19 protein-coding genes are annotated in these 23,147 nt (G+C 60.5%); 16 read left to right on the forward strand and 3 right to left on the reverse strand.

What is annotated here, in order from left to right; genetic code table 11:
- Positions 1-195: 195 nt before the first annotated feature.
- From AC56DI_RS00005 to AC56DI_RS00015, 3 genes are read left to right on the forward strand one after another with little or no spacing between them, the layout of a single operon-like run.
- The gene (locus tag AC56DI_RS00005) at positions 196-861 is read left to right on the forward strand and encodes a paraquat-inducible protein A (RefSeq protein WP_496344365.1); all 666 of its coding nucleotides are present in this window, start codon (positions 196-198) and stop codon (positions 859-861) included.
- A complete protein-coding gene (locus tag AC56DI_RS00010; RefSeq protein WP_496344366.1) occupies positions 848-1,471 on the forward strand; it encodes a paraquat-inducible protein A in 624 nt (207 codons plus the stop codon). The genes AC56DI_RS00005 and AC56DI_RS00010 overlap by 14 nt, the downstream gene beginning before the upstream one ends.
- On the forward strand, positions 1,464-3,767 hold the full coding sequence (locus tag AC56DI_RS00015; RefSeq protein WP_496344367.1) for a PqiB family protein: 2,304 nt from the start codon (positions 1,464-1,466) through the stop codon (positions 3,765-3,767). The genes AC56DI_RS00010 and AC56DI_RS00015 overlap by 8 nt, the downstream gene beginning before the upstream one ends.
- Positions 3,768-3,824: 57 nt before the next feature.
- On the opposite strand, the gene mksF is transcribed toward AC56DI_RS00015, so the two are convergent.
- Genes mksF through mksB form a run of 3 tightly spaced genes read right to left on the reverse strand, consistent with a single transcriptional unit; the run spans position 3,825 to position 8,571 of the window.
- The gene (gene mksF / locus AC56DI_RS00020; RefSeq protein ID WP_496344368.1) at positions 3,825-6,647 is read right to left on the reverse strand and encodes an Mks condensin complex protein MksF; all 2,823 of its coding nucleotides are present in this window, start codon (positions 6,645-6,647) and stop codon (positions 3,825-3,827) included.
- Positions 6,644-7,327: an Mks condensin complex protein MksE gene (gene mksE / locus AC56DI_RS00025; protein ID WP_496344369.1), complete on the reverse strand. Its 684-nt coding sequence runs from the start codon at positions 7,325-7,327 to the stop codon at positions 6,644-6,646. Before mksE ends, mksF begins: the two co-directional genes overlap by 4 nt.
- Positions 7,324-8,571: an Mks condensin complex protein MksB gene (gene mksB, locus AC56DI_RS00030; RefSeq protein WP_422589546.1), complete on the reverse strand. Its 1,248-nt coding sequence runs from the start codon at positions 8,569-8,571 to the stop codon at positions 7,324-7,326. The genes mksE and mksB overlap by 4 nt, the downstream gene beginning before the upstream one ends.
- A 295-nt stretch (positions 8,572-8,866) precedes the next feature.
- Here mksB and AC56DI_RS00035 point away from each other — a divergent pair, with 295 nt between their 5' ends.
- The 13 genes from AC56DI_RS00035 (at position 8,867) to AC56DI_RS00095 (ending at position 23,124) form a co-directional block, all read left to right on the forward strand.
- Positions 8,867-9,916: a hypothetical protein gene (locus AC56DI_RS00035; protein ID WP_496344370.1), complete on the forward strand. Its 1,050-nt coding sequence runs from the start codon at positions 8,867-8,869 to the stop codon at positions 9,914-9,916.
- A gap of 2 nt (positions 9,917-9,918) precedes the next feature.
- Positions 9,919-10,959 (forward strand): hypothetical protein, encoded by a 1,041-nt coding sequence (locus AC56DI_RS00040; protein WP_496344371.1) that lies wholly within the window; start codon positions 9,919-9,921, stop codon positions 10,957-10,959.
- Complete coding sequence (locus tag AC56DI_RS00045; protein ID WP_496344372.1) at positions 10,949-11,554, forward strand: DUF6160 family protein; 606 nt, start codon at positions 10,949-10,951, stop codon at positions 11,552-11,554. Before AC56DI_RS00040 ends, AC56DI_RS00045 begins: the two co-directional genes overlap by 11 nt.
- Before the next feature lie 11 nt (positions 11,555-11,565).
- On the forward strand, positions 11,566-13,908 hold the full coding sequence (locus AC56DI_RS00050) for a DUF6160 family protein (RefSeq protein ID WP_496344373.1): 2,343 nt from the start codon (positions 11,566-11,568) through the stop codon (positions 13,906-13,908).
- A 236-nt stretch (positions 13,909-14,144) separates the two neighbouring features.
- Entirely contained in the window at positions 14,145-15,242 is a 1,098-nt protein-coding gene (locus tag AC56DI_RS00055) for a carboxynorspermidine decarboxylase (protein WP_496344448.1), read from the forward strand.
- 135 nt (positions 15,243-15,377) lie between these two features.
- Positions 15,378-16,622, forward strand: a complete 1,245-nt coding sequence (locus AC56DI_RS00060; protein WP_496344374.1) for a saccharopine dehydrogenase family protein — start codon at positions 15,378-15,380, stop codon at positions 16,620-16,622.
- Between the two features lie 198 nt (positions 16,623-16,820).
- Positions 16,821-18,371 carry a 2-isopropylmalate synthase gene (locus AC56DI_RS00065; protein ID WP_496344375.1) on the forward strand — a complete coding sequence of 517 codons (1,551 nt, stop codon included), beginning with the start codon at positions 16,821-16,823 and terminating at the stop codon, positions 18,369-18,371.
- The gene (locus tag AC56DI_RS00070; protein ID WP_496344376.1) at positions 18,368-19,177 is read left to right on the forward strand and encodes an energy transducer TonB; all 810 of its coding nucleotides are present in this window, start codon (positions 18,368-18,370) and stop codon (positions 19,175-19,177) included. The genes AC56DI_RS00065 and AC56DI_RS00070 overlap by 4 nt, the downstream gene beginning before the upstream one ends.
- Positions 19,174-19,626: a ribosomal protein S18-alanine N-acetyltransferase gene (gene rimI / locus AC56DI_RS00075; protein ID WP_324521657.1), complete on the forward strand. Its 453-nt coding sequence runs from the start codon at positions 19,174-19,176 to the stop codon at positions 19,624-19,626. The genes AC56DI_RS00070 and rimI overlap by 4 nt, the downstream gene beginning before the upstream one ends.
- A gap of 26 nt (positions 19,627-19,652) precedes the next feature.
- Positions 19,653-20,486, forward strand: a complete 834-nt coding sequence (locus AC56DI_RS00080; RefSeq protein ID WP_496344377.1) for an alpha/beta fold hydrolase — start codon at positions 19,653-19,655, stop codon at positions 20,484-20,486.
- 93 nt (positions 20,487-20,579) lie between these two features.
- On the forward strand, positions 20,580-21,224 hold the full coding sequence (gene can / locus AC56DI_RS00085; RefSeq protein ID WP_422589540.1) for a carbonate dehydratase: 645 nt from the start codon (positions 20,580-20,582) through the stop codon (positions 21,222-21,224).
- A complete protein-coding gene (locus tag AC56DI_RS00090) occupies positions 21,224-22,129 on the forward strand; it encodes a DMT family transporter (RefSeq protein WP_496344378.1) in 906 nt (301 codons plus the stop codon). Before can ends, AC56DI_RS00090 begins: the two co-directional genes overlap by 1 nt.
- The gene (locus AC56DI_RS00095) at positions 22,126-23,124 is read left to right on the forward strand and encodes an isocitrate/isopropylmalate dehydrogenase family protein (RefSeq protein ID WP_496344379.1); all 999 of its coding nucleotides are present in this window, start codon (positions 22,126-22,128) and stop codon (positions 23,122-23,124) included. The genes AC56DI_RS00090 and AC56DI_RS00095 overlap by 4 nt, the downstream gene beginning before the upstream one ends.
- Positions 23,125-23,147 lie beyond the last annotated feature (23 nt).

Genomic DNA, 23,147 nt, shown 5'->3' on the forward strand with positions numbered 1-23,147 from the left:
ACGATTCATCGCCGATGGTAGTGTGGGGTTTCCCCATGTGAGAGTAGGTCATCGTCAAGCTTCTACACCAAACCCCTGATCATCGTAAGATGGTCGGGGGTTTGTCTTTGCGCGAAGAAAATTTAAAGTCGGCGACACAATCTGCAAGTACAGTAGCGTTTCTTTTAAGTGTTGTTTTCGTATGGATTTCTGTTGATGAGCGAGTCTGCTGGCTCTGAGCAATTATCAGAGCTTCCCCTCGAGGCTCTGGTCGGTTGCCATGAGTGCGACCTATTGATGCGCAAGCCGCCGTTGGCCGACGGTGAGCGCGCGGAGTGCCCGCGTTGTGGTTTTGAGTTGTACAGCCATAACCATCAGGTGGTGCGGCGCAGCCTGGCTTTGGTTATTGCTGCTTTGCTGCTGTACATTCCTGCTAATTTCTTGCCGATTATGCAGATCAACGTGCTTGGGCAGACGTCTGAAGACACGGTCTGGAGCGGGGTTCTCAGCCTGTACGCCGCTGGCGGATTGCTCAAGACCATCGCCCTTGTGGTGTTTCTCTGCAGCATGGTCATTCCGCTGCTCAAACTCTTAATGCAGTTGGCAGTGTTGCTCAGCATTCGTTGGGACATTGGACGTAGTTATGGGCTGCTGCTTTACCGGATTTACCACCACCTACGCGAGTGGGGCATGCTTGAGGTCTATTTGATGGGGATCTTGGTCTCTATCGTCAAGTTGGTCGACATTGCCTCGCCGACGATGGACGTGGGGCTGGGCTGTTTTATCGCGTTGTTGCTTGCCCAGGTATGGTTGGAAGTGACCATGTCACCGCACCAGATCTGGGAAGCCTTGGCTGGCGGGGATGTCCATGCGAGCCATTGATGCCGGTATTTTGATTTGCGTTGAGTGCCATGAACTCAATCGGCAGGAAACAGACAATGATGATCAGCGCTGCACCCGTTGTGGCGCCAAGGTTCATGCCCGTCGCCCTGACAGCCTTAAGCGCACGTGGGCATTACTGCTGACAGCGGCTTTGATGTATATCCCTGCCAATGTGCTGCCCATCATGACGGTGTATTCGCTGGGCAAGGGCCAGGCGGATACCATCATGTCCGGGGTCATTGAACTCATTCACTACGATATGGTGCCAATTGCCATCGTCGTATTTGTCGCCAGTATTCTGGTGCCGACGTTCAAGTTGGTCGGGTTGGCTTTGCTGCTGTACTCGGTGCAACGCCACCAACCCTTGTCGGCGCGTCAGCGGGGCTGGATGTATCGCTTCATTGAGTGGATCGGCCGCTGGTCGATGCTGGATATTTTTGTCATCACGGTGTTGGTGGCGTTGGTCAATTTTGGCAGCCTTGCCAGGATTGAGGCCGGCTTCGGTGCCGTCGCATTTTGCAGTGTGGTCGTTCTGACCATGCTTGCCGCTGTCACTTTTGACCCCCGCTTGATCTGGGATAACACGGAGTCGGATAACGACCATGACTGATTTACCTATAGCCAAGACTCGTCCGGCATCCAATTGGTCAGCCATCTGGGTGTTGCCCATTATCGCGTTACTCATTGGCGGTTGGCTTGGTTGGCAGGCTTACCAGAAGGCCGGTATCGAGGTTCAGATTCTGTTCGCCTCGGGTGAGGGTATCGAGGCCGGAAAAACCCAGTTCATTTACAAAGGGATGCCGATCGGCAAGGTGCTGACCCTGGGGTTTCCTCTGGACGGTAAGGACCGCGGGGTCATCGCGACCCTTGAGGTCGACAAGAATGTAGAACCCTTCTTGCGCAGTGAAACGCGCTTCTGGCTGGTTAAGCCGAGCGTCACCCTGGCGGGTATTACCGGCCTGGACACCTTGGTGTCAGGCAACTACATCACTGCCAGCCCCGGCCTCGGTACGCCCACCCACGAATTTGTTGCGCTGGCCGAGGCGCCGCCTCTGGCGGAAAGCACCCCTGGCTTGCATATCACGCTAAAGGCCGAGCGGCTGGGCTCGCTTAATCGCGACAGTCCGGTGTTCTACAAGCAGATTCAGGTTGGCCGGGTGCGCAGTTATGCCTTGGGCGACGATCAGTCCACGGTCGATATCAAAGTCTTCATCGAGCCTCAATACGCCAACCTGGTGCGCAAGCACACGCGTTTCTGGAACGCCAGTGGGGTAACTGTTGATGCCAGTCTGAGTGGTCTGACGGTGCGTACCGAATCGCTGGCGAGCATCGTGGCCGGTGGTATTGCTTTCGCGACACCGGAGAATCGTGCGGACAGCCCGCCGACTGATCCCGCCCTGCCGTTCAAGCTGTATAGCAACTTTGACGACGCCCAGGCCGGGATCAAGGTGCTGGTCGATCTCCCTGATTTTGAAGGGCTGACTGCGGGCAGCACGCCCGTGATGTACAAAGGCATCCAGGCCGGGGTGCTGAAGAAGATCAAGGTCAATGAGAACCTGATCGGCGCTAGTGCTGAGTTGCTATTGGATCCTCGCACTGAGGACTATCTGGTTGAAGGTACGGATTTCTGGATCGTTAAGCCGTCTATTTCCCTTGGCGGTATCTCCGGTATCGAGGCGCTGGTTAAGGGCAATCACATTGCCATTCGCCCAGGTGAAAAGGGCGCCCCCACCAAGCGCAGCTTCCAGGCGTTAGCCAAAGCCCCACCCATGGATATCAATGTGCCGGGGCGGCACTTGGTGCTGCGCAGCAGCAAGCTGGCCTCGTTGTCGGTGGGCAGTCCGATTTTGTTTCGTCAGGTCAAGGTTGGTGCCGTGCAGAGCTATCAGCTGTCTGCCGACCATAAAGAAGTCTTGCTGGGCGTCCATATCGAGCCGGAGTACGCCAGCCTGGTGAACAGCTCGACGCGCTTCTGGAATGCCAGCGGCGTAACCCTGACCGGCGGCTTGTCGGGTATCGAGGTCAAGAGCGAGTCGCTGCAGAGCTTGCTGGTCGGCGGCATTGCCTTTGAAACTCCAGATCCCAAGGCGGTTCTCAAGGGACGTTTGCCCGAGTTCAATCTGTACTCCGACCGCGACAAGGCCTTGGAGACCGGTGTTGAGGTGCAAATTCAGGTGGACACCGGCGATGGCCTGAATGTTGGCACGCCGATTCGCTACAAGGGGCTTGAGGTCGGTAAGGTCGATCGGCTTGAGCTTACCGCCGACCTCAAGGCGGTGATCCTCTATGCACGCATACTCAAGGCCAGCGAGCATATAGCCCGCGCCGGCAGCAAGTTCTGGGTGGTTCGGCCCGAGGTCAGTCTAGTCCGAGCGGCCAATCTGGATACCCTGGTAACGGGCCTGTATCTGGACGTACAGCCGGCCGTCAGTGCCGGCGGTGCGGTGCAGACACGCTTCGTTGCGCAGATGCAGGCGCCAACCGAGTCGCCTTCACAAAAAGGCTTGAAACTGGTGCTCAGTACCGCGGCGCGAGGCTCAATCAAGCCTGGTGTAGCCATCAGTTACCGTGAAGTTCCGGTGGGTAAGGTTGTCGATTACGAGCTGTCGGCGACTGCGGATCGGGTCTTGCTGCATGTGTTGATCGAGCCGCGTTATGCACCCTTGGTGCGCAGTGCCACCAAGTTCTGGAACACCAGCGGGGTGACCGTCGATGCCGGGTTGTTCAAAGGCGTGAAGCTGCGTACCGACTCGCTGGAGTCGATGCTGGAGGGCGGTATTTCCTTCGCCACCCCGGACAATCCGCAAATGGGCGGCCCGGCTCGGGCGGGGCAAACCTTCGTGCTCAACAGCGAGCCGAAAGACGAATGGTTGCAGTGGGCGCCGAAGATCGCTCTCGGCAAGTAATATCCACAAACGCCAAGGGCCGCAGATGCGGCCCTTGGCGTTTGTGGCGGGTTGTAATCAGGCCGGTTCGGCCGCGCTGATTTTTTCTGCGTTGCTTTCGCGGCGGCGAATGTACTTCCAGTCAGCTTCGTCGATGTAGATGCCCTGAGGGCCGCTGCCAGCCTCCAGGTCGATGGCCACATGGGCCGACACTTGTGGTTTCACCGACGCCAGGATCGGTACGAAGCCCAGTTGCAGGCTGGTTTCGATCAGTGCCTGCTGGTTGCGCTCGTCGATGTCGGCCGCCTCATCCAGGTAGTAGGGCAGGCGGATCTTGCCGGCCTGTTCGCGGTCCATCAGGTGCAGCAACAGGTACATGTTGGTCAGCGCCTTGATGGTCATGGTCGTACCGTTGGACGCCGCACCGTCGATGTCGGTATGCACCACTGGCTGGCCACCAACCTTGGTGATCTCGAAGGCCAACTCGAACAGATCCTTCAAACCCAACTGGTTGTGATTGGCCGCGACCAGGCGGGCCAGGTATTCCTTAGCTTCCTCGTTGCGCGAATCCTGCTCCACCGATTGGGTCAGGTCGAACACCGACAGGGTTTCACCCTCTTCGTACTGCCCGGCACTGTGGATGATCTGGTCGATGTGCTTGAGCGCGTCCTTGTTCGGGGCCAGGACGATACGGAAGCTTTCCAGGTTGGACACCTGACGCTTGTTGATCTCGCGGTTGAACAGCGCCAGTTGGTGCTCGAGGTTGTCATAGTCGCTGCGAATGTTGCGCAGGGTCCGGGCGATATCGGTGACCGCGGCGCGGCGGGCCTTGGCCAGGGTCAGGGCTTCGTCCTGACGGTGCGCATAGGCGTTGATCAGCAAGTGCAGGCGGCGCTCGACGTCGTCTTCGCTGTCGAACTTGGCCACACCTTTCAGGCGCACTTGGGCATACAGCGCATCAATTTGGCCGTCGATGCGTTGCAGGCCCTGCCAGCTGTCCTGATAGTCGTTGAGCAGGGGCAGCAGGTTATCCAGCGAGTCGTCCAGCGGGTCCATAAATGGCGTGCCGAACGGCAGGTCGGCAGGCAGCAGCTGGCGACGACGCAGAGCGTCTTCGAGGGTGCGTTCCTTGGCTTCCAGATCGGCGAGTTGGCGACCGACCAGTTGCAGCTTGGCGGACAGCTGTTGCACGCGCTCGGCAAAAGCGTCGCTGGCGCGTTTGTGTTCGTCCTGAGTGGCTTCAAGCTGGGCCAATTGCGTCAGTTTGTCCGGCTCTTCGACGCTCAGGGTCTGGCTGCGGCGGAAGTCCTCCAGGGCCTTCTGTGCTTCCAGCACCTCGCGGTAGAACTGTTCGGCCTGGGCCTTGCTGGCGGCGCGGTCGGCGGCCACCGATTGCTGGGTTTTCAGTTGCTTGAGTTCTTTTTCCAGGCGCTCTTTCTGGTCGCGCAGGGCAGCACGGTCGGCGAGGGCCTGCAGGGCCGGCGGTTCGATATGACTAAGGTCGATGCTCAGCCCCGGCGCCTCGAAGTGCTCACCTTTGAAACGATCCAGTAGCGCTTCGAGGGATTTGACCCAAGCGCCGCTGTCGTCCAGTTGAATACCCTTCTCCCCCAGCGGCAGGCTGAACAGCGCGCCATTGAATAGGCGCATCAGGCGCTCGACATCCTGTTGGGTAAACTCCTCGCGCAGCCGTGCGTAGCTGTTGTTGTCGGCGTGTTCGAGCTGCTGCTTGACCGACTTGAGGCGTTTTTCCAGGTCACGCAGGCGCTCGTCGAGGTCTTCGGCGCTGAACTGCCGCGACTGCGCCAGGGCACCGGCCAGTTCGTCATGGGCATCCTTGGCGGCCAGCAACTGTTGTTCGAGCTGCTGCACATCGTTGACCAAGGCGAAGCGATTCTTCAGCACCGCCAGTTCGCCGAGCCAGCGCTGTAGTTCGCTGATCTCGCGCTCCAGACGCATCAGCTCCTGGGTGCCGCCACGTTGTTCGTGTTGCAGGCCATCTTGCTGGGCGCGGTAGTGTTCGTGCTGGATCAGCAGTTCTTCGCGGCGCGCGCCGCTGTAGTCCTGCCAGGCTCCGAGCAGGTTATCCAGCAGCGGCGACAGGCGATGCAGCTTGCCGCGCAGGAGTTCACGCTGGCTGACGCCGGCGGCCAGGGCTTCCACCAGCGGGCCGGCGGCGATCAGGGCCTGGTAGTCCTGCTCCATGCGCCGCACATCGCGGAACGCCTCTTCGCAGGCGGCAATGTAGTCGACACTGCCCGAGCGCAGGCTGTGTTCGAAGGCGTCGAGGAACAGCTGCTTGAGTTTGGCTGCGGTGATCTCGCGCATGTGCAGCAGGTTGATAAACAGCGCGCGGAAGGTCTTCAGGCTCTGTTCGCTGGTGGAACGCAGCGGAATCAGGGTCAGGTCCAGCGGGATCGAGGTGTGCCCGCCCACCAGCAGGCGGCGCAGCTCTTCCGGCTTGGCTTCATAGGCCTTGATGCCTTCGCGCTCAAGGTTGGCAAACAGCTCGCGTTGGCGCAGGCAGGTGCCGTTTTTTTGGTAGTGGCCCAGGTCCAGCTCGCCGGCATAGACGAAGAATTGGTGGCCGAAACCGCCGCCCGGTCCACGTCCGGCCACGCCGATCACATGGGGGCCGTGCGGCAGGGCGACTTCGACGAGGATGTAGCTGGTGTCAGTGGCGAAGTAGAACTTGCGCGACTGTTCCAGGTTGTACTTGCCGAAGCTCATGTCCGACATGCGCGCCAAAATCGGGAATTGCAGGGCGTTGATTGACGCCGACTTACCCAGGTTGTTGGCGCCGTAGACCGACAGCGGTTGTTCCAGCGGGAACAGGCCGAGGCTGTAGCCGGCGGTGTTGAGCAAGGCAAAGCGGCGAATACCGTAACGTTCCTGGGTCATGCGTCAAGCTCCTGCTCTTCGGCGATGGCGCGGGCCATGGCTTGCTCTTCGGTTTCTTCTTCTGTGTTGTCGATGGCGATGATTTCTTCGCCGCTGTCGTCATCTAGCAACTGCGGGGTGGGCAGCGGCAGGGCGCTGTGCAGGCTGGCGGCCAGGTCGCGGTCCTGCTGCACCGACAGGCAGACATCGAGGAAACGGTGCATCGGCGGCAGGAAGCGGTAGATGCCGTTGTCTTCGCTGGCAAAGCCCAGCTGAGTCAGGCGGCGCATGACCTTTTCTTCCAGCTCGTCCTGGGTCTGCACTTCGGCCTGGAGGAACAGGTCGCGGTATTTCTCCAGCAGCGGCGGCAGCTCATCGCGGCCGAGGCTGCCGCCGTCGAGCACGGCCAGTGGGTCGCGGCCCTGGTCAGCGAGATGCTCGACGATGATAAAGGTGAACAGCGCCAGGCGCTGGGCGGTCTTGTTGACCTGGGCGCCCATCTGCTCGGGCACGAAGTAATAGAAGCCGCGGGTATCGCACACCAGCTCGAAGCCGAGGGCCTTGAACAGCGCGCGGTACTGGTCCTGCTGGTTGGATAGCTGGCTGTACAGCTCGGCGTCGCGGCGGCTGACGTGGTAGCCCTTGAACAGTTCGCGGAAGATCGGCGCCAGTTGGCTCAGTTCGTTAAGGTCGATAGTCATGCTGTGGGCATTCCGCTCTTGAGCAAGGCGAAGGAACTCAGGCTGACCTGATGTTCGGTGGTGAGGTAATCGCGGCGCTCTAGGCGCTCGCGTTGGAAACGGCTGTCGCGCGACAGGCGCGAGAACCAGTAGAGCAACTCGTCGGTGGCGCCTTCGGGCTCTTGTTCCAGTAGCCAGGTCATCAGGTCCGGCAGCGGCAGGGCGTTTTCGCAGCGCTCGAGCATTTCCCGAGCGGTGCGCGGCGCCTGGGTTGGTTTGCTGCCACGTGGGCCGCTGGCCTTAGGGAACTGCGCCGGTTTCGGTTCGAAGCGCGCCAGGGCGTAGACATAGGCCTCGACTTGCGCTGCGGTGCCGAGAAAGTTGCTCTGCGGCCGAGTAAACAATGGCAGGGCGGCTTGTGGTACGGCATCCAGACCTTTCTTGCGGATGGCGGCCAGGGCCAACGCCGCGCCGCGGGTCACGGCGTTGTGCCGGCGCGCTTCTTCGCGCAGGGGCAGCAGCAGTTCGCGGGCGCGACGCAGGGTCAGCTGGGCGGTGGTCTGCATGTCGAGGATACGCGCGTGGGTACGCAGCAGTAGGTCGTCGTCCACCAGGTGACCGAGACGCTGTTGCTCACCGAGCAGGCGTAACAGCACCTGTTCGACGCGATAAACGCCTTGCTCGAAGGCACCGTCTGCGGCGACCAGCTGGATCATCGGCTCGACGTATTCGTCCCAGGTCGCCAGCACTTCGGCATAGCGCTGGCGCAGCGGGATCTGCCGGTCGCTGGTCTTGGCTCGTTCGGCCACGCCAACCAGGGCCTGTTCGTCGTTGGCCAGCTTCTTCAACACATCACGCACGCGCATGTCGAGCAGGCGCAGTTGGCGGGCCAGGTCCTGGCTGTCGCGGTTGTCGAAGGCTTCCTGAATGTACTTGGCTAGGCGCTCCAAGTGGCGCAAGTAGGCCTCGATTTCCAGGCACAAACCCAGGCGGTGTTCACGCCGTAGGTAGGCGAGAAAGTCGTGAATCTGTGCATTCAGCTCGAAGCGGTTAGGGCTTTTCGCCACTGGAATCAGGATGTCCAGGCGAATCCACTGGTCGAGCAGCGCGGTGATATCGGTCGGCGTGCCCGCCGGCAGCTGAGCTGCCAACTGGTTACGCAGTTCCACCAGGCTCAGGGTGCCCTGGTCAAAGCGTTCGCACAGCGGCTCCAGCAACGTCCAGTGTTCGGCAAGGGCGCGCAGTACGCGCTTGGGGTCGATCATCACGCGGGAAGGTTCTCGCAACAAAGGGGGCGCAAAAGCCAGAAAAGCGCCGATTGTACTGCATGCGCGGCGTGTTAAAGCAGTCGCAACTGCCTTCGGCTCAATGGCGCGTTGGCCGTGCTGTCCGTGGTGTTACGTGGCTGTGGTAATGGGTAACAGTTGTCAGCGGCAGTGGCGCGGATGGGAAGCGGTTTACTCGACTATGGGTTGGGCGTATCTGTGCGGCTCGCACTTATAGTGCTATCACGGTGCCGAGCCTTTCGGCCTGGTTTGTCCGACTGATAAGGAATGCCCCATGCGTGCGACCTTGCGACCTGTTCTTCGCGCTTTTACCGTGCTGGCTGCCAGTGTTTTGGCGAGCACGGCGCAGGCGCAGCTGGAACCCATGGCCGACAATGAGCTATCGGAGGTGGCCGGGCAGGGCTTTATCAATCTGACTACCGATAGCAATGCCGGGATTGATTACACCCGGATCAATCTGGGCCTGAAAGTCGAAACCCAGATGAATATGAATAAGTTGCAGCTTGGGCTCTACGGTCGCGCCGGGGAGGCGGCCGGGACGTCGGACATCCTGATCAACAACTTTGCACTGGGTTCGGTGAACGATGCGGCGGGCACGATCAATCCATTTATGATCAATGATCCGTTCATTGAGCTGGCCTATTCCGGCAACAAGATTGTTGGTCTGCGGGTTGGCTTTGCTGAGTCCAAAGGCACGCTGTCTGGCGATATTCAGACGCTCTCTGGCAGTGTGCCGGTGCATATTAAGGGCACAGCCAAGCCAGTTCGTGATGCTTCAAATTTCTTTACACGTGGTCTGCTCACTTTGGCCGGTATCTCTGATAATTCGGTGATCGAGGCCGATGCAGAGCTGGTGAATTCGGCAGGCAATCCTGATGCTATAAGGGGTGTGCTGTCGGGGATGAAGAATGGAGATGTGCTTACCTGCACCAGTAATTGTGGCCTCGGTGGGTTAAGCAGTGCGTTGCTGAGCTTGTTCGCCTCCCAGGGGTGCGCCGTATCGGGAACCACGACCTGTTTTCCGCTGACCCAGTTTCAGTCGCTGCCGATCGGTAATGCGGCCATTGCGGACAATGCCTCTACGCAGGCAATTGAGGGTGCTGCCCGTGGCTTCTTCATTGCCATGCAGTCTCAAGCTGTATCTTGGAAGGACTTGGATAGCAATACCTTCAAAGAGGCGGTCGCAGGCGCTTACCTAAATATTCCCAAGTATCGCGATGCCAACGGCAATTTGGTTGCGCCGATCAATATCAACTTTGACCAGGCCTTTGGAGGTATCCCGCGCGCGGATACCTGCTTTGGCGCCGCGAACAAGGGTTGTTGAATATGGGGCGTGCGTTGTTGATTCTGCTGGCCCTGAGCGCTGTCGGTGCCCAGGCGGAGATGGTTGCCCTGGAAGACAACGAACTGTCTGGAGTTCAGGGTGCTGGTTTTGGTTTTGTGCTGGAGAACATTCTCCTAGATGCTAATCAGGCCACCATCACCATCAATGACATTACCAATGCCAGCGGGCAGAACGTGCCGATCTCGGTCAAGGAATTCTACCTGGGGGCTACGGGCAGTAATAAAGGCGCCAATCTCAATCCGGTTACGACCGGTCGGCTGGCTCATCCCTTTACGCTCAACTTGGCCAAGGGCGAAGACCTGCGCAGTCTGCGCGATGATGGCCAGTGGGTGCAGACCACTCCGAGTAATGTTGCTGTTCTGGAACTGACCTTTCCTGAGCGCCTCAGCACTGGCGGCAATGCCTGTATCGCCGGTTTTGCTGGTGCTGGCAACAATTGCTCCAGCCGGGCATCAGAGAAAATAGACATGGGTGTGCGGTTTGATTTTCAGGTCGCAGCGGGTCGCACCGATGTCATCAATATCGATATTGGCGAGTTGGCAATGGATGGCTCGTACCTACGTCTGTGGGGCGACAGTGCGCGCGCTCAGATGGTGGGCGAAGCGCGCCTGAATATCTTTGCCAAAACCCTGGAAATTACCTCCTGCGCAAGCGGTACGACCAATTGCACCTCCGCTGCCGAGCTGGCCGCGCGCACCATTTACCTGACCAACTCCTATGCCAATGTGGCGCTCGGCTACGGCAAGACTCAGCCACTGTTATTCGATGTCACCAGCAATGGCCAGTTTGTCTTGGAACTGCCCAATCCTCTGGCTGGGGCTACCACGGCGGCCGAGCGCAACAGCCGGGCTGCTGACTTTTATGCCAACGCGCCGCGCACCAATGTGGTGTTGGATAACCTCAACTTTGGCGGGACTCGCCCTGGTGCTGGAGTGGCGCCCACTGGAGGTTATAACTTCGGCAGCAATGAAATTCGCGGGCTGAGTTTTAACTACCTGAAGGCGACCAGTCATGATCTCTAGGTCGGGTGTGCTGTTGTGTTCATGGCTGGCGGTTGCCGCTCAGGCGGAATTACGCCCCCTGGCGGATGATTCGCTCAGCGATGTCAGCGGTCAAGGCGGGGTTTATCTGTCCGGCGAGTTCAGTATCAACAAAGATGGTGGGCCGCTCTGGAGCAAGCCTGCATCTACCAATGCGGCCACCTGGACGGTTGGCGAACGTAGTTGCGCCACCAAGGGCTCAACTACGCCGGAGAACTGTGGCATGCGCCTAGCAGTGCGCTCTGAGGCCGCTGGTGGTTGGTATGTGCTCGATAACATCAAGGGTATCTTCAGTTTCGAGGGGCTAACCCTGCGCACGCGGGTAATTAACAGTGGTTTTGCCGGGGATGGCGCGGGTTTCAATCAGGACGTGCTGGAGTTCGGCTTGCCCAACGAGGTCAAGTTCAAAGGCAGCAGTTTTGCTTTTGCCGTGGCCAACCAAGGCGGTTGGCGCAATAGCGCAGGCACCGTCGCCAATGGTGGCGATGCCAGCTTTCAACAGACCAATATCTTCTCGGCCAAGATAGACGGCAGCATTCGCATGCAGGGCAATGTCCTGGTGTTTCCTAAAAATTGAAGGGGCTGTCGATGCGTCGCTATCTGCTGCTGTTGCCCTTTGTTCTTAGCCCCGTGGCGCAGGCCATGCAAGCCTTGGATGACGCCTCATTGTCTGGCGTCAGCGGTCAGGATGGCATCAGCCTGGAAATCGTCGGTGGTGGCTTGACGGCCAGCAGTGTGAATTACAGCCAGGACGGTCAAACCCTCAGCCTCAAGGATGTAAGCAGTGGTCCGCAAACTGCTGCGGTGGCCTCGACTACAACCATTGATGCGGTCGGCGATCAGTTGCAAATCGAGCACCATGCTGCACCTTCGGTGCTGAGTGTCGGCAACATTGAAATGGCCGGCAGCAGCAATAGTTTTGGTAACTTTCGCGCTTTTTATACCCTTGGCGCCAGCCTCAAACTCAAAGGCGGCGGAGCCAGTGGGGTAAGCGGTTTTGCGGTCGATGACAGTACCTTGTCGCTGTCGGATGTGACCTTCTATTACCGCGATAATGGTTTCGACTTGATCGTCAAAGGTGCTTCCTTTGATGCCTACTTGAACGATGTTTATCTTGATATCGTCGGCGGCGGCAGCGGCCAGGAGATCAAACTGGATCTCGGCAATTCGCGTTTGGTGGCTAACATCGGCGCCATCGGTCTGGACTTGGCGCATGGTGACCCGGTCGCTGGTGTGGCAGTGACGCCCAGTACTCCGGACACTCGTGATCCTTCGGCCAGTCGCAGCTTCGGCAAGCTCAACATGGACCTGCGCCTGGGTGGCAGTATCAGCATCGCCAGCGGGGGTGCCAGCGGCGAAGGTCTGCGGATCAAGCCCAATGTGACCATCAGCAACAGCCTGTTCCAGTATCAGGATGAGGGTGTGCTGCGTGCGGAGAACTTTGCCGGCACGTTAAGCAGCACCTCGGGCCTGACCGTTGATCTTGAGCAGGATGGCCTGGGCAGCTATGCCAAGGTGGCGTTCCAGGACCTCAAGCTAAACGCCACGCTGGGTGGCTTGATCATGGGGAATCCCTCCAATCAGAAGCTGGGCAGCCTGGCCTTCGATCTTAATTTTATTGATGACGGTCTCAAGCAAAACTGGCTGAAATTGCGCCCCGGTGGCGACGTCAATTCCGGCTTGAAGGGGCTCAGCGCCGACCTGAGTTGGAACATGGCTAACAGCTCCGTGTCCCTGACCGACAATGGCAACAGCATGTGGTTTAGCGGCTTGCGCACCCATGGCACGGGCCTGTTCACTCTGGACCTGACCAAGAGCTGCGCCGCCGGTATCAGTGCCAGCTGCTATGCCGGCACCCAAAGTGATATGAGTAAGGGTAATTACAACGGCCATTTTGACGGTCTGCGCTTGGGCCTGAACAACGTCAAGGGCAGTTACAGCTTCGATGGCTTACGGGTAGGCAGCGCCACCGCGCCGTTGCAGGGCGGCACCGAGCTGCTGGTGTTGATGGAGATTTTCCCTGCTTATGATTTCACCCTCAATGGCCAGCTGACACTGCAACCGGGCGGCAGCGTTGGCGATGGCGTGCGCTACAACGGCGACTTCTATATCACCGAGGCCAAGGCTGCGATCACTGTTGATGAGACCGGCAAGGGGTTGTGGTTGTCGGGTACAACTTACGACATGCATTATCGCGATGGCTCGCTGGACATCAGCAACGGCGGGGTTGAGCTGCGCAAGGGCACCTACTGGTCGAAGCTGGATGTGGCCGATGTGCGTTGGGGCGATCGCAATACCGGCACTAGCCTCGGGCGCCTGGTGCTCAAGCGCTATGAGCAAGGCTCGACCCTGGCTCTTAGCTCCGGTGGTGCTGGCGCCTTGTGCGTGGGCGGCAGTGGCGCCACCGCCAGTGCATGCTCTGCTGCGGGCGGGCGCTGGGAAGACCGCGGCAACGAAGGCGTATCGGTCAAGCTGAAGAATGTATTTGTGCGCGATGGCAGCATCGAAAGCGCCAGCAATGGTGTTGCCACCGATGAGAAGCGTAATCAGCTGATCTGGGAAACCAACCGCACGGTCGACGGTAACGGTAAATCGATCAACGGCACGGGCAGTCAACTGGTGCTGGACAACTTCTCCACATCCGATGGCAATCCCAATGACCCGAACGCCAACACCTACGGCTTTAATGCCGACCTCAATTTGGACGTAGCTCCGACCAAGGTCAAAATCAAAAGTGGGCCAAACGCCGGCACTGATGTATCTCCCGATCCGCTGGGCTTTGCCGTAAACGGCCGAGTGCACTTCAAGGAAGTTAACGTCGATCGTCTGCAGAACGTCCATCCGGTTGGCGGTGCCGTTACGGCCATTTATGGCATCAAGGCACAGAACGCCGACATTCGCGCCAACCTCACGGCCACGCCGATCAACTGATCGTCATCCCTCTGTCATCCGTGCCGGGCATCCTGCCCGGCGTTAACGGATCGATTACGCCGCTCTGCAAACTTGTATTTAGTCCTGTGAGCTGGCGTCACCTGCGGTCACCTGGCCTACGAAATATCCCCGTTGCTCTTTCGGTATGGGGCGGTTGCCGGCACAATTCGCCTCCACTTTTTTACGGGGACCGGCATTGCCGGTTTCCTGCCGGCTGACTTTGCATGGGCATCCAGATGATCAAGACGCCGTACTACCTTATCGATAAGCAGAAGCTGCTGGTCAATTTGCAGAAGATCGCCTACGTACGTGAGCAGTCCGGTGCCAAGGCGCTGCTGGCGCTCAAGTGCTTTGCCACCTGGTCGGTGTTCGACCTGATGGAGCAATACATGGACGGCACCACCTCGTCGTCGCTGTATGAGCTCAAGCTGGGTCGGCAGAAGTTTAGTGGCGAGACCCATGCCTACAGCGTGGCGTGGGCCGATGATGAAATCGAAGAAATGGTCGCCAACTGCGACAAGATCATCTTCAACTCCATTGGCCAGCTTGAGCGTTTCTCCGCCGACACCGAAGGCACTATTCGTGGTCTGCGGGTCAATCCTCAGGTGAGCAGCTCCGATTACCTGCTGGCCGACCCGGCCCGTCCGTTCAGCCGCCTTGGCGAGTGGGACGCGGAAAAGATTGCCGGTGTGATGGATAAGATCAGCGGCTTTATGTTCCACAACAACTGTGAGAACGGCAGCTTCGAGCTGTTCGACCAGATGCTTACCACCATCGAAGAGCGCTTCGGTCACCTGCTGCACCAGGTGCAGTGGGTCAGCCTGGGGGGCGGTATTCACTTCACCGGCGAAGGCTATCCACTCGATCAGTTCTGTGCGCGCCTCAAGGCGTTCTCCCAGACCTACGGCGTGCAGGTTTACCTGGAGCCGGGCGAGGCTGCGATCACCCTGAGTTCCTCGCTGGAAGTCACGGTGCTCGACACCCTTTATAACGGCAAGCACCTGGCTGTAGTCGACAGCTCCATCGAAGCGCACATGCTCGATCTGTTGATCTACCGCCTCAACGCCAAGATGGAACCCTGCGACGGCGAACACACCTACATGGTGTGCGGTAAATCCTGCCTGGCCGGCGACATCTTTGGTGAGTACCAATTCGATCGTCCGCTGACCATCGGCGATCGCCTGTCGTTTATCGACGCAGCGGGTTACACCATGGTCAAAAAGAACTGGTTTAACGGCCTGAAAATGCCGGCCATTGCAGTACGACAACTCGACGGCAGCGTCGAGCTGGTTCGTGAGTTTGGCTTTGATGATTACTTGTCGAGCCTCAGCTGATCCGTAGGGTGGACGGCGCTTTTCCGTCCACCACTAGGCAATCGCGCAGGTGGATGAAAGCAGCACCATCCACCCTGTGTATTTGTAAAACCGCAACACCTGTCTCTTAAGCGCAGTACCCAGGAGGTGAAACAATTGAAGAAGAATGTTCTGATCATTGGTGCAGGAGGTGTCGCCAAGGTGGTGGCCCACAAGTGCGCGCAGCACAACGACGAACTCGGTCGTATTGCTATCGCGTCGCGCAACATCTCCAAATGCCAGGCCATCATCGACAGCGTAAAGGCTAAAGGCAGCTTGAAGCAGCCGGCCGAGATTCAGGCGTTTGCCCTGAATGCGCTGGATATCGAAGCAACCAAAGCGCTGATCCGTGCGACCGAATCGCAGATCGTGATCAACGTCGGCTCGTCCTTTCTCAACATGTCAGTGCTGCGTGCCTGCATCGAGACTGGCGCGGCCTATCTGGACACCGCCATCCACGAAGAGCCGGGCAAGGTCTGCGAAACGCCACCTTGGTACGGTAACTACGAGTGGAAGCACCTGGCCGAATGCCAGGAGCGTGGCATCACCGCGATCCTTGGCGTCGGTTTCGACCCAGGCGTGGTCAATGCGTGGGCCGCACTCGCCCAGCAACAGTATTTCGATCAGATCGACTCGATCGACATTCTCGACGTCAATGCTGGGTCCCATGGCAAGTATTTCGCCACCAATTTTGACCCGGAAATCAACTTCCGCGAATTCACCGGGCAGGTGTGGAGCTGGCAGAACAGCCAGTGGACCAGCAACACCATGTTCGAAGTCAAGCGCACCGACGATTTGCCCGTGGTTGGCGAGCAGGACCTGTACCTGACCGGCCACGACGAAGTGCATTCGTTGTCGAAGAACCTGAATGTGCCCAACGTGCGCTTCTGGATGAGCTTCGGCGCTCACTACATCAACGTCTTCACCGTGCTGAAGAGCCTTGGTTTGCTCTCCGAGCAGCCGGTCACCACCGCCGAAGGGCTGCAAGTGGTGCCGTTGAAAGTGGTCAAGGCCGTGCTGCCCGATCCGTCCTCGCTGGCGCCGGGTTACAGCGGCAAGACCTGCATCGGCGATCTGGTCATAGGCAGCAAGGATGGCAAGCCGGCTGAGTTGTTTATCTACAACGTCGCCGACCACGCCGAAGCCTATGCCGAGACCGATAGCCAGGGTATTTCCTACACCGCTGGTGTGCCGCCAGTCGCGGCGGCGCTGCTGGTTGCCCGTGGCGAATGGGATGCCCAGCGCATGGTCAACGTCGAAGAGCTGCCGGCCGAGCCGTTCCTCAAGTTGCTCGACGTCATGGGCTTGCCGACCCGGATCAAGGACGCTCACGGCGACCGTCCCTGGGATCAGGCGCTCTGATCGGCAGCACCTAGCTCGCTCAATCAGCACAACGCCCGCCATCTTGGTGGGCGTTGTGCTTTCTGGGGTGTGGGCGGGGCTTTGGCCGCGACGGCGCGCCGCGCTTCCCGCCCGCGGCATTTCACGCGACAATCAACCTTTATCGACACAGGCTCCAATGCCGGGCCTGTGCTTCTGCGCATCCGTGAGGAACCCAGCATGAGCAGCAACGACCGCGTCATTATTTTCGATACCACTTTGCGCGATGGCGAGCAGAGCCCCGGTGCGTCCATGACCGGCGAAGAAAAGCTGCGCATCGCCAAGGCCCTGGAGCGTATGCGTGTCGACGTGATCGAGGCGGGCTTTGCCATCGCCAGCCCTGGCGACTTTGCGGCGGTCAAGGCGATTGCCGATAACATCAAAGACAGCACCGTGTGCAGCCTGTCGCGGGCCCTGGATGCGGATATCGAACGCGCCGCCGAAGCCCTTAAGGGCGCCAACTCCGGACGTATCCACACCTTTATCGCCACCAGCCCGATTCATATGCAGTACAAGCTGCGCATGCAGCCGGACCAGGTGGTGGCGCAGGCCGTGCACGCGGTCAAGCACGCCCGTAATCTGTGCAGCGATGTCGAGTTCTCCTGCGAGGACGCGGGTCGTTCGGAGATCGACTTCCTCTGCCGCATCATCGAGGCGGCCATCGACGCTGGCGCGCGCACCATCAACATTCCCGACACCGTGGGCTACGCCATCCCGCACCAGTACGCGGAGATGATTGCCCAGCTCCTCAATCGCGTGCCGAATGCCGATAAAGCGGTGTTCTCCGTGCATTGCCACAACGACCTGGGCCTGGCCGTGGCCAACTCCCTGGCCGCCGTGGTTGCTGGCGCCCGCCAGGTTGAGTGCACCATCAACGGCCTCGGCGAGCGGGCTGGCAACGCCGCATTGGAAGAGATCGTCATGGCGATCAAAACCCGTGAAGACCTGCTCGGCGTGCACACTCGCATCGACACCCCGCACATCCTCAGCGCCTCGCGCCTGGTGTCGGGTATCACCGGCTTTCCGGTGCAGCCGAACAAGGCCATCGTCGGTGCCAACGCCTTCGCCCATGAGTCGGGTATCCACCAGGACGGCGTCCTCAAGCACCGCGAAACCTACGAAATCATGTCCGCCGAATCGGTGGGCTGGAACGCTAACAAGATGGTCATGGGCAAACACTCCGGCCGCGCCGCCTTTCGTGCGCGCCTCGACGAGTTGGGCATCGCCCTGGCCGGTGAGAGCGAACTGAACGCTGCCTTTGCCCGCTTCAAGGCGCTGGCTGACAAGAAGCACGAGATCTTCGACGAAGACCTGCAGGCCCTGGTGTCCGACACCTTGAGCGATGAAACCCCCGAGCACTTTAAGCTGGTGTGCTTGGAAGTAGCGTCGAAAACCGGCGAGGTGCCGGAAGCCAAGATCGTTCTCAGTGTCGATGGCTGCGAGCAGCATGCCGAGTCCCAGGGCTCTGGCCCGGTGGATGCGACCTTCAAGGCCATCGAGTCGATCGCCAACTCCACGGCTAACTTGCAGCTGTATTCGGTCAACGCCATCACCCAGGGCACTGATTCCCAGGGTGAGGTCACCGTGCGTTTGGAAAAAGCCGGGCGCATCGTCAACGGCAATGGCGCCGACACCGACATTCTGGTGGCGTCGGCCAAGGCCTATATCAACGCCCTTAACCTGATGCAGGCCAGCGCCGCCAAGGCCCATCCGCAAGTGGCTGACATTTGATCGACGAAGCTCGCCGGCGTCTGTACCTCAGCGCCATGCAGGTAGCCAACTGGCTGCCACGGGTGACCCTGCCGTTTGCTGCGCCGGCGCGACCGCTGTGGCAGCCTGAGGCGGAAGAGCCTGCTCTGGCTGAGGTGTTGCTTGAGTCGCCGCCAGATGACGATGAGCCGCCACCGCTGGGCTTGGTCGCTCCGGTTGCGGCGCCGCCGAGTGCGCCGCGGCCGCGCGTTGAGGTGCCACGTCCCGCGGCTCAGGCCCGCCAGGCGGCGGTGGCCGATGCGGTGAACGAGGACGAGGCGCCAGCCGCCAAGGTCAAAGCACTGCCACCGCCGCGTTTCAGCCTGCAACTGCTGCGCGCCGGCAGTTGTGCGCTGCTGGTCGAGTTGCCCAATGGCGAAGCCTTTAGCCGTCGTGATCCGGCCTATCTGCTGCTGCGTGATCTGCTGCGCGCCGCCGGCCTGCCGGACAGTCCGCAGTTGATCGGTGAGCCGGTGCGCTGGCCGCTGTTGTCCCGTGGCAGCCTGGAGCAAGGGCCGCAGGCGGCGCTGGAGTACGTGCAGAGCTTCGTCGCCGCGCGCCTGGAAGAGCAGGGCGGTTGTGTCTGCCTGTGGCTGCTCGGCGAGTCGGCCATTCGTTTTGCCGGCGAGGGCGATGCCGAGGCCTATAACCGCGAACTGCAAATTGACGGGCTGGGTTCGGCCTGGGCTATGCCCGGGCTGGAGCTGCTGATGGATGAACCTCACCGCAAGGCCGAGCTGTGGCAGGCCATGCGCCGCCTGATGCCGCGCTGGAAAAGCACAGAATGAGCGATGCCGTAACCTTCCGGCGGATGACCGCCGGCGATCTCGATGCCGTACTGAAAATTGAATATGCCGCCTTCAGCCATCCCTGGACCCGCGGAATTTTTCAGGACAGCCTGAATTCCTACGACTGCTGGGTGATGTTCGAAGGCGAGCAACAGGTCGGCCACGGGGTGATCAACGTGATCATCGACGAGGCGCACTTGCTCAATATCACCGTCAAGGCCGAGAGCCAGGGCCGCGGTCTCGGCCTGCTGCTGCTGGAGCGCCTGATGCAACGTGCTCTGGAGCTGAAAGCCGGCGAGTGCTTCCTCGAAGTGCGCGCCAGCAACCAGTCGGCTTATCGCCTGTACGAGCGCTATGGCTTCAATGAAGTCGGCCGTCGCCGCGATTACTACCCCGCCGTCGGTGGCCGTGAAGACGCCCTGGTGATGGCCTGTACCCTGCTGGATTGAGCCTGATCCAAGACTGAGGTTTTACCGTGGCCCATGACGTGTACGGTGACCCCCATGGGCATCCGCTGGTGTACCTGCATGGCACGCCCGGTGCCACCTGTGAGGCCGAGTTTCTCGCTGCTGAGGCCAAGGCCAATGGGCTGTGCATTCTGGCCCTGGCCCGTGAGCAGGTGACGGGGGGCAGCAGCGAAGCCTATCTGCGCCAGCTGACCGCCGAGGTTGTGCAGTTGGTGGGTGAGCGGCCGCTGCACCTGATTGGCTTTTCCATTGGTGCCAGCCTGGCCCTGCGCATCGCCGCGCGTTTGCCAACCCCTGCCGCCGGCGTGTGGTTGGTGTCTGCCGCTGCGCCACTTGAGCTGCCGGGCAGTCTGGATGGCATGGGCGCGGGTCGTTACACCTTTGCCCTGGCGCGCCAATTCCCGCGTCTATTTGCCGGGTTGGCAGCGTATCAGGGCTGGCTCGGCCGGCATTTTCCCGCGGCGTTGCTGGGCATGCTGTTTCAAGGCGCCCAGGGTGCGGATGCCAGGTTGCTGGGTGATACGGCGCACAAGGCGCAGTTGCTGCGTATCCAGCGGCAGGGCTTTGCCCGCGGTGCTGCGGCCTATGTGCGAGATGTGCAGGCTTACGTGCAGCCCTGGGCCGCGTGCCTGGCCGAGGTACGCGCGCCTGTGCAGCTTTGGCATGGCGAACTGGATAACTGGGCCCCGCCCGGCATGCCGCGCAGTTTGTTGGCAGCGCTGGCGACGAGCGAGTTGCACGGGCTACCGGGCTTGTCCCATTACAGTTGTCTGCTGGCGGCCAGCGCGCCGTTATGCGCCCAAGTGGCGGCCAGTTTGGCGCGCGCTGAGGCGCGCCGCTGACTCTGTAACAGGCTGTGACGCCAGCCACATCAGGCTTGTCAAAGCACACGCGCGGGCCTTAGGGTGCCCATCGGTTTTAGGGGAGCATGCGGTATGAAAGATCTGGAGCACCTGTTCGAGAACAATGAGCGCTGGGCTGAAGCCATCAAGGAAGAAGATCCGGCATTTTTCGAGAAACTGGCCCAGCAGCAGGCTCCCGAGTATCTGTGGATTGGTTGCTCCGATGCGCGGGTGCCGGCTAACGAGATTGTCGGTCTGTTGCCTGGCGACTTGTTCGTCCATCGCAACGTCGCCAACGTGGTGCTGCACACTGACCTCAACTGCCTGTCGGTGATTCAGTACGCGGTTGATGTGCTCAAGGTCAAACACATCCTGGTTACCGGCCACTACGGATGCGGCGGTGTGCGCGCGGCCATGCAGGACACCCAATTCGGCCTGATCGACGGCTGGCTGCGAACCATCCGTGACCTCTACTACGAGCAGCGCGAACACATCGCCCAGTTCGCCAGCGAGGAAGAGCGGGTCGATCGCCTCTGCGAGCTGAACGTCATCCATCAGGTGGCCAACGTCAGCCACACCACCATCGTGCAGAACGCCTGGCACCGTGGGCAGTCGCTGTCGGTGCATGGCTGCATCTATGGCATCAAGGACGGTCGTTGGAAGAACCTCAACGTTACCGTCAGCGGCCTGGAGCAATTGCCGGCCCATTACCGCCTGCGTCCGCTCGGGCTGTCCTGATGTCGCGTGCCGCCCTGCTGGCGTGGGCGGGGCTGGCGCTGGCCAGCCTGTTCTGGGCCGGCAACTCGCTGGTGGCGCGGGCCTTTGTGGCGGAAATTCCGCCCTTCAGCCTGGCGTTCTGGCGCTGGAGCGTGGCCTTGTTGATTCTTCTGCCGCTGGTCGGGCCGTCGCTGTGGCGCGAGCGTGAGACCCTGCGCCGTGCCGGCTGGCGCTTGTGGCTGGCCGCGTTGCTGGCGATCAGCCTATACAACTGCCTGCTCTACAGTGCTGCGCAAACCACCGCTGCAATCAATATCAGCCTGGTCAGCACCTGCCTGCCGCTGGCGACTTTTATCGGCGCTGGCCTGTTACTCGGCCAATGGCCCAGCCGCCGCGCCTGGCTCGGCTTGCTGCTGGCCATGGCTGGGTTGCTTTGGCTGATTGGGCGGGGCGACTGGGCGGTGCTCGGCGGCCTGTCATTCGCCCAGGGCGATCTGTTGATGCTGTTGGCGACCCTCGACTGGGCGCTGTACTCGCTGTTGTTGCGGCGCTGGCAGGCGTACTTTCAGTTGCCGCCCCTGACCCTGCTGGGCGCGCTGGTGCTGCTGGGCACCCTGATGCTGACGCCGTTGTATGCCTATGACCTGTGGCGCGGTGCGCGTTTTGCCGCCAGCCCAGCCAACCTGCTGGCGATCCTCTATACCGCGCTCTGTGCCTCGGTGCTGGCTTATCACCTGTGGAACCTTGGCGTGCGTGAGCTGGGCGCTTCGCGAGCAGCCATGAGCAATTACCTGATGCCGGTGTTTACCGCCTTGCTCGGTTGGTGGCTGCTCGGCGAAGGCTTGCAGGCCTATCACTGGGCCGGCGGAGCCTTGATTCTTAGCGGCCTGCTGTTGGCTGGCCGCGTGCAGGAGCCTCAATCATGAGTCATCAACTCTGTGTCATCGCCGGTGATGGCATCGGCCCGGAAGTGCTGCCGGCTGCCGTGGCGGTGCTGGAGAAACTGCTGCCGGATTTGCGCGTGCAGGAAGCCGAGGCCGGCTGGGACTGTTTCGTCCGCCACGGCACGGCGGTGCCGGACGCCACGCTGGCGTGCATGAGCGCCTGCGGTGCTGGCCTGTTTGGCGCGGTGTCGTCGCCCAGCAGGCGAGTTGAAGGCTATCGCAGTGCCATCCTGACCTTGCGTCAGCGTTTGGGACTCAACGTCAACCTGCGCCCGGTGCGCAGTTGGCCGGCGGTATCACCCAAGGCCGGGGTGGATTTGCTGATTTTGCGCGAGAACAGCGAAGGCCTGTACAGCGGTCGCGAACACTGGGAGAGCCCCGAGGTGGCGATTGCCGAGCGGGTCATCAGCCGCGCGGTCAGCCAGCGTTTGGCTCACTGCGCCGTGGAAGTGGCCCAGGCCCGTGGCGCGCGGCGGATTACCTTGGTGCACAAGGCCAATGTCTTGCCACTGACGTGCGGGCTGTTTCGCGACAGCTGCCGTGAGGTGCTGGAGGCAGAAGGTTTTGGTGCCCAGCTGGATGAACGGCTGGTGGACGTCGCTGCCCTGCAACTGGTGCAGAGCCCGGAGGCCTTCGACCTGATCGTCACCAGCAACCTGTTTGGCGACATCCTCTCCGATCTGGCCTGCCACTGGAGTGGCGGCCTCGGCCTTGCGCCGTCGCTGAACTGGGGCTCGGGCCTGGCCCTGGCCGAGCCTGTCCATGGCAGTGCCCCGGACATCGTCGGCAGCGGTCGCGCTAACCCGCTGGCGGCGATCCTCAGCGCCGCCTTGCTGCTGCGTTACCAATGGCATGAGGGCGCGCTGGCAACGCGCATCGAAGACGCCGTGCACACATTTTTGGTCCACGAAGGTCATTGCGACTTTGGTACTGAAACCACCCGTGTGGTGACACAGGGTGTGCTGGCGCTGCTCTAGCCTGGCGACCGCAGGCTTAATCC

The organism is Pseudomonas sp. BGA-UO-ETr-WB11, from assembly GCF_059567785.1.

What these genes read in the sequence shown, in the direction of transcription:
- AC56DI_RS00005 (WP_496344365.1), top strand. Translation starts at nt 196, where the DNA reads ATGAGCGAGTCTGCTGGCTCTGAGCAATTATCAGAGCTTCCCCTCGAG.
- AC56DI_RS00010 (WP_496344366.1), top strand. Translation starts at nt 848, where the DNA reads ATGCGAGCCATTGATGCCGGTATTTTGATTTGCGTTGAGTGCCATGAA.
- AC56DI_RS00015 (WP_496344367.1), top strand. Translation starts at nt 1,464, where the DNA reads ATGACTGATTTACCTATAGCCAAGACTCGTCCGGCATCCAATTGGTCA.
- mksF (WP_496344368.1), bottom strand. Translation starts at nt 6,647, where the DNA reads ATGACCCAGGAACGTTACGGTATTCGCCGCTTTGCCTTGCTCAACACC.
- mksE (WP_496344369.1), bottom strand. Translation starts at nt 7,327, where the DNA reads ATGACTATCGACCTTAACGAACTGAGCCAACTGGCGCCGATCTTCCGC.
- mksB (WP_422589546.1), bottom strand. Translation starts at nt 8,571, where the DNA reads ATGATCGACCCCAAGCGCGTACTGCGCGCCCTTGCCGAACACTGGACG.
- AC56DI_RS00035 (WP_496344370.1), top strand. Translation starts at nt 8,867, where the DNA reads ATGCGTGCGACCTTGCGACCTGTTCTTCGCGCTTTTACCGTGCTGGCT.
- AC56DI_RS00040 (WP_496344371.1), top strand. Translation starts at nt 9,919, where the DNA reads ATGGGGCGTGCGTTGTTGATTCTGCTGGCCCTGAGCGCTGTCGGTGCC.
- AC56DI_RS00045 (WP_496344372.1), top strand. Translation starts at nt 10,949, where the DNA reads ATGATCTCTAGGTCGGGTGTGCTGTTGTGTTCATGGCTGGCGGTTGCC.
- AC56DI_RS00050 (WP_496344373.1), top strand. Translation starts at nt 11,566, where the DNA reads ATGCGTCGCTATCTGCTGCTGTTGCCCTTTGTTCTTAGCCCCGTGGCG.
- AC56DI_RS00055 (WP_496344448.1), top strand. Translation starts at nt 14,145, where the DNA reads ATGATCAAGACGCCGTACTACCTTATCGATAAGCAGAAGCTGCTGGTC.
- AC56DI_RS00065 (WP_496344375.1), top strand. Translation starts at nt 16,821, where the DNA reads ATGAGCAGCAACGACCGCGTCATTATTTTCGATACCACTTTGCGCGAT.
- rimI (WP_324521657.1), top strand. Translation starts at nt 19,174, where the DNA reads ATGAGCGATGCCGTAACCTTCCGGCGGATGACCGCCGGCGATCTCGAT.
- can (WP_422589540.1), top strand. Translation starts at nt 20,580, where the DNA reads ATGAAAGATCTGGAGCACCTGTTCGAGAACAATGAGCGCTGGGCTGAA.
- AC56DI_RS00090 (WP_496344378.1), top strand. Translation starts at nt 21,224, where the DNA reads ATGTCGCGTGCCGCCCTGCTGGCGTGGGCGGGGCTGGCGCTGGCCAGC.
- AC56DI_RS00095 (WP_496344379.1), top strand. Translation starts at nt 22,126, where the DNA reads ATGAGTCATCAACTCTGTGTCATCGCCGGTGATGGCATCGGCCCGGAA.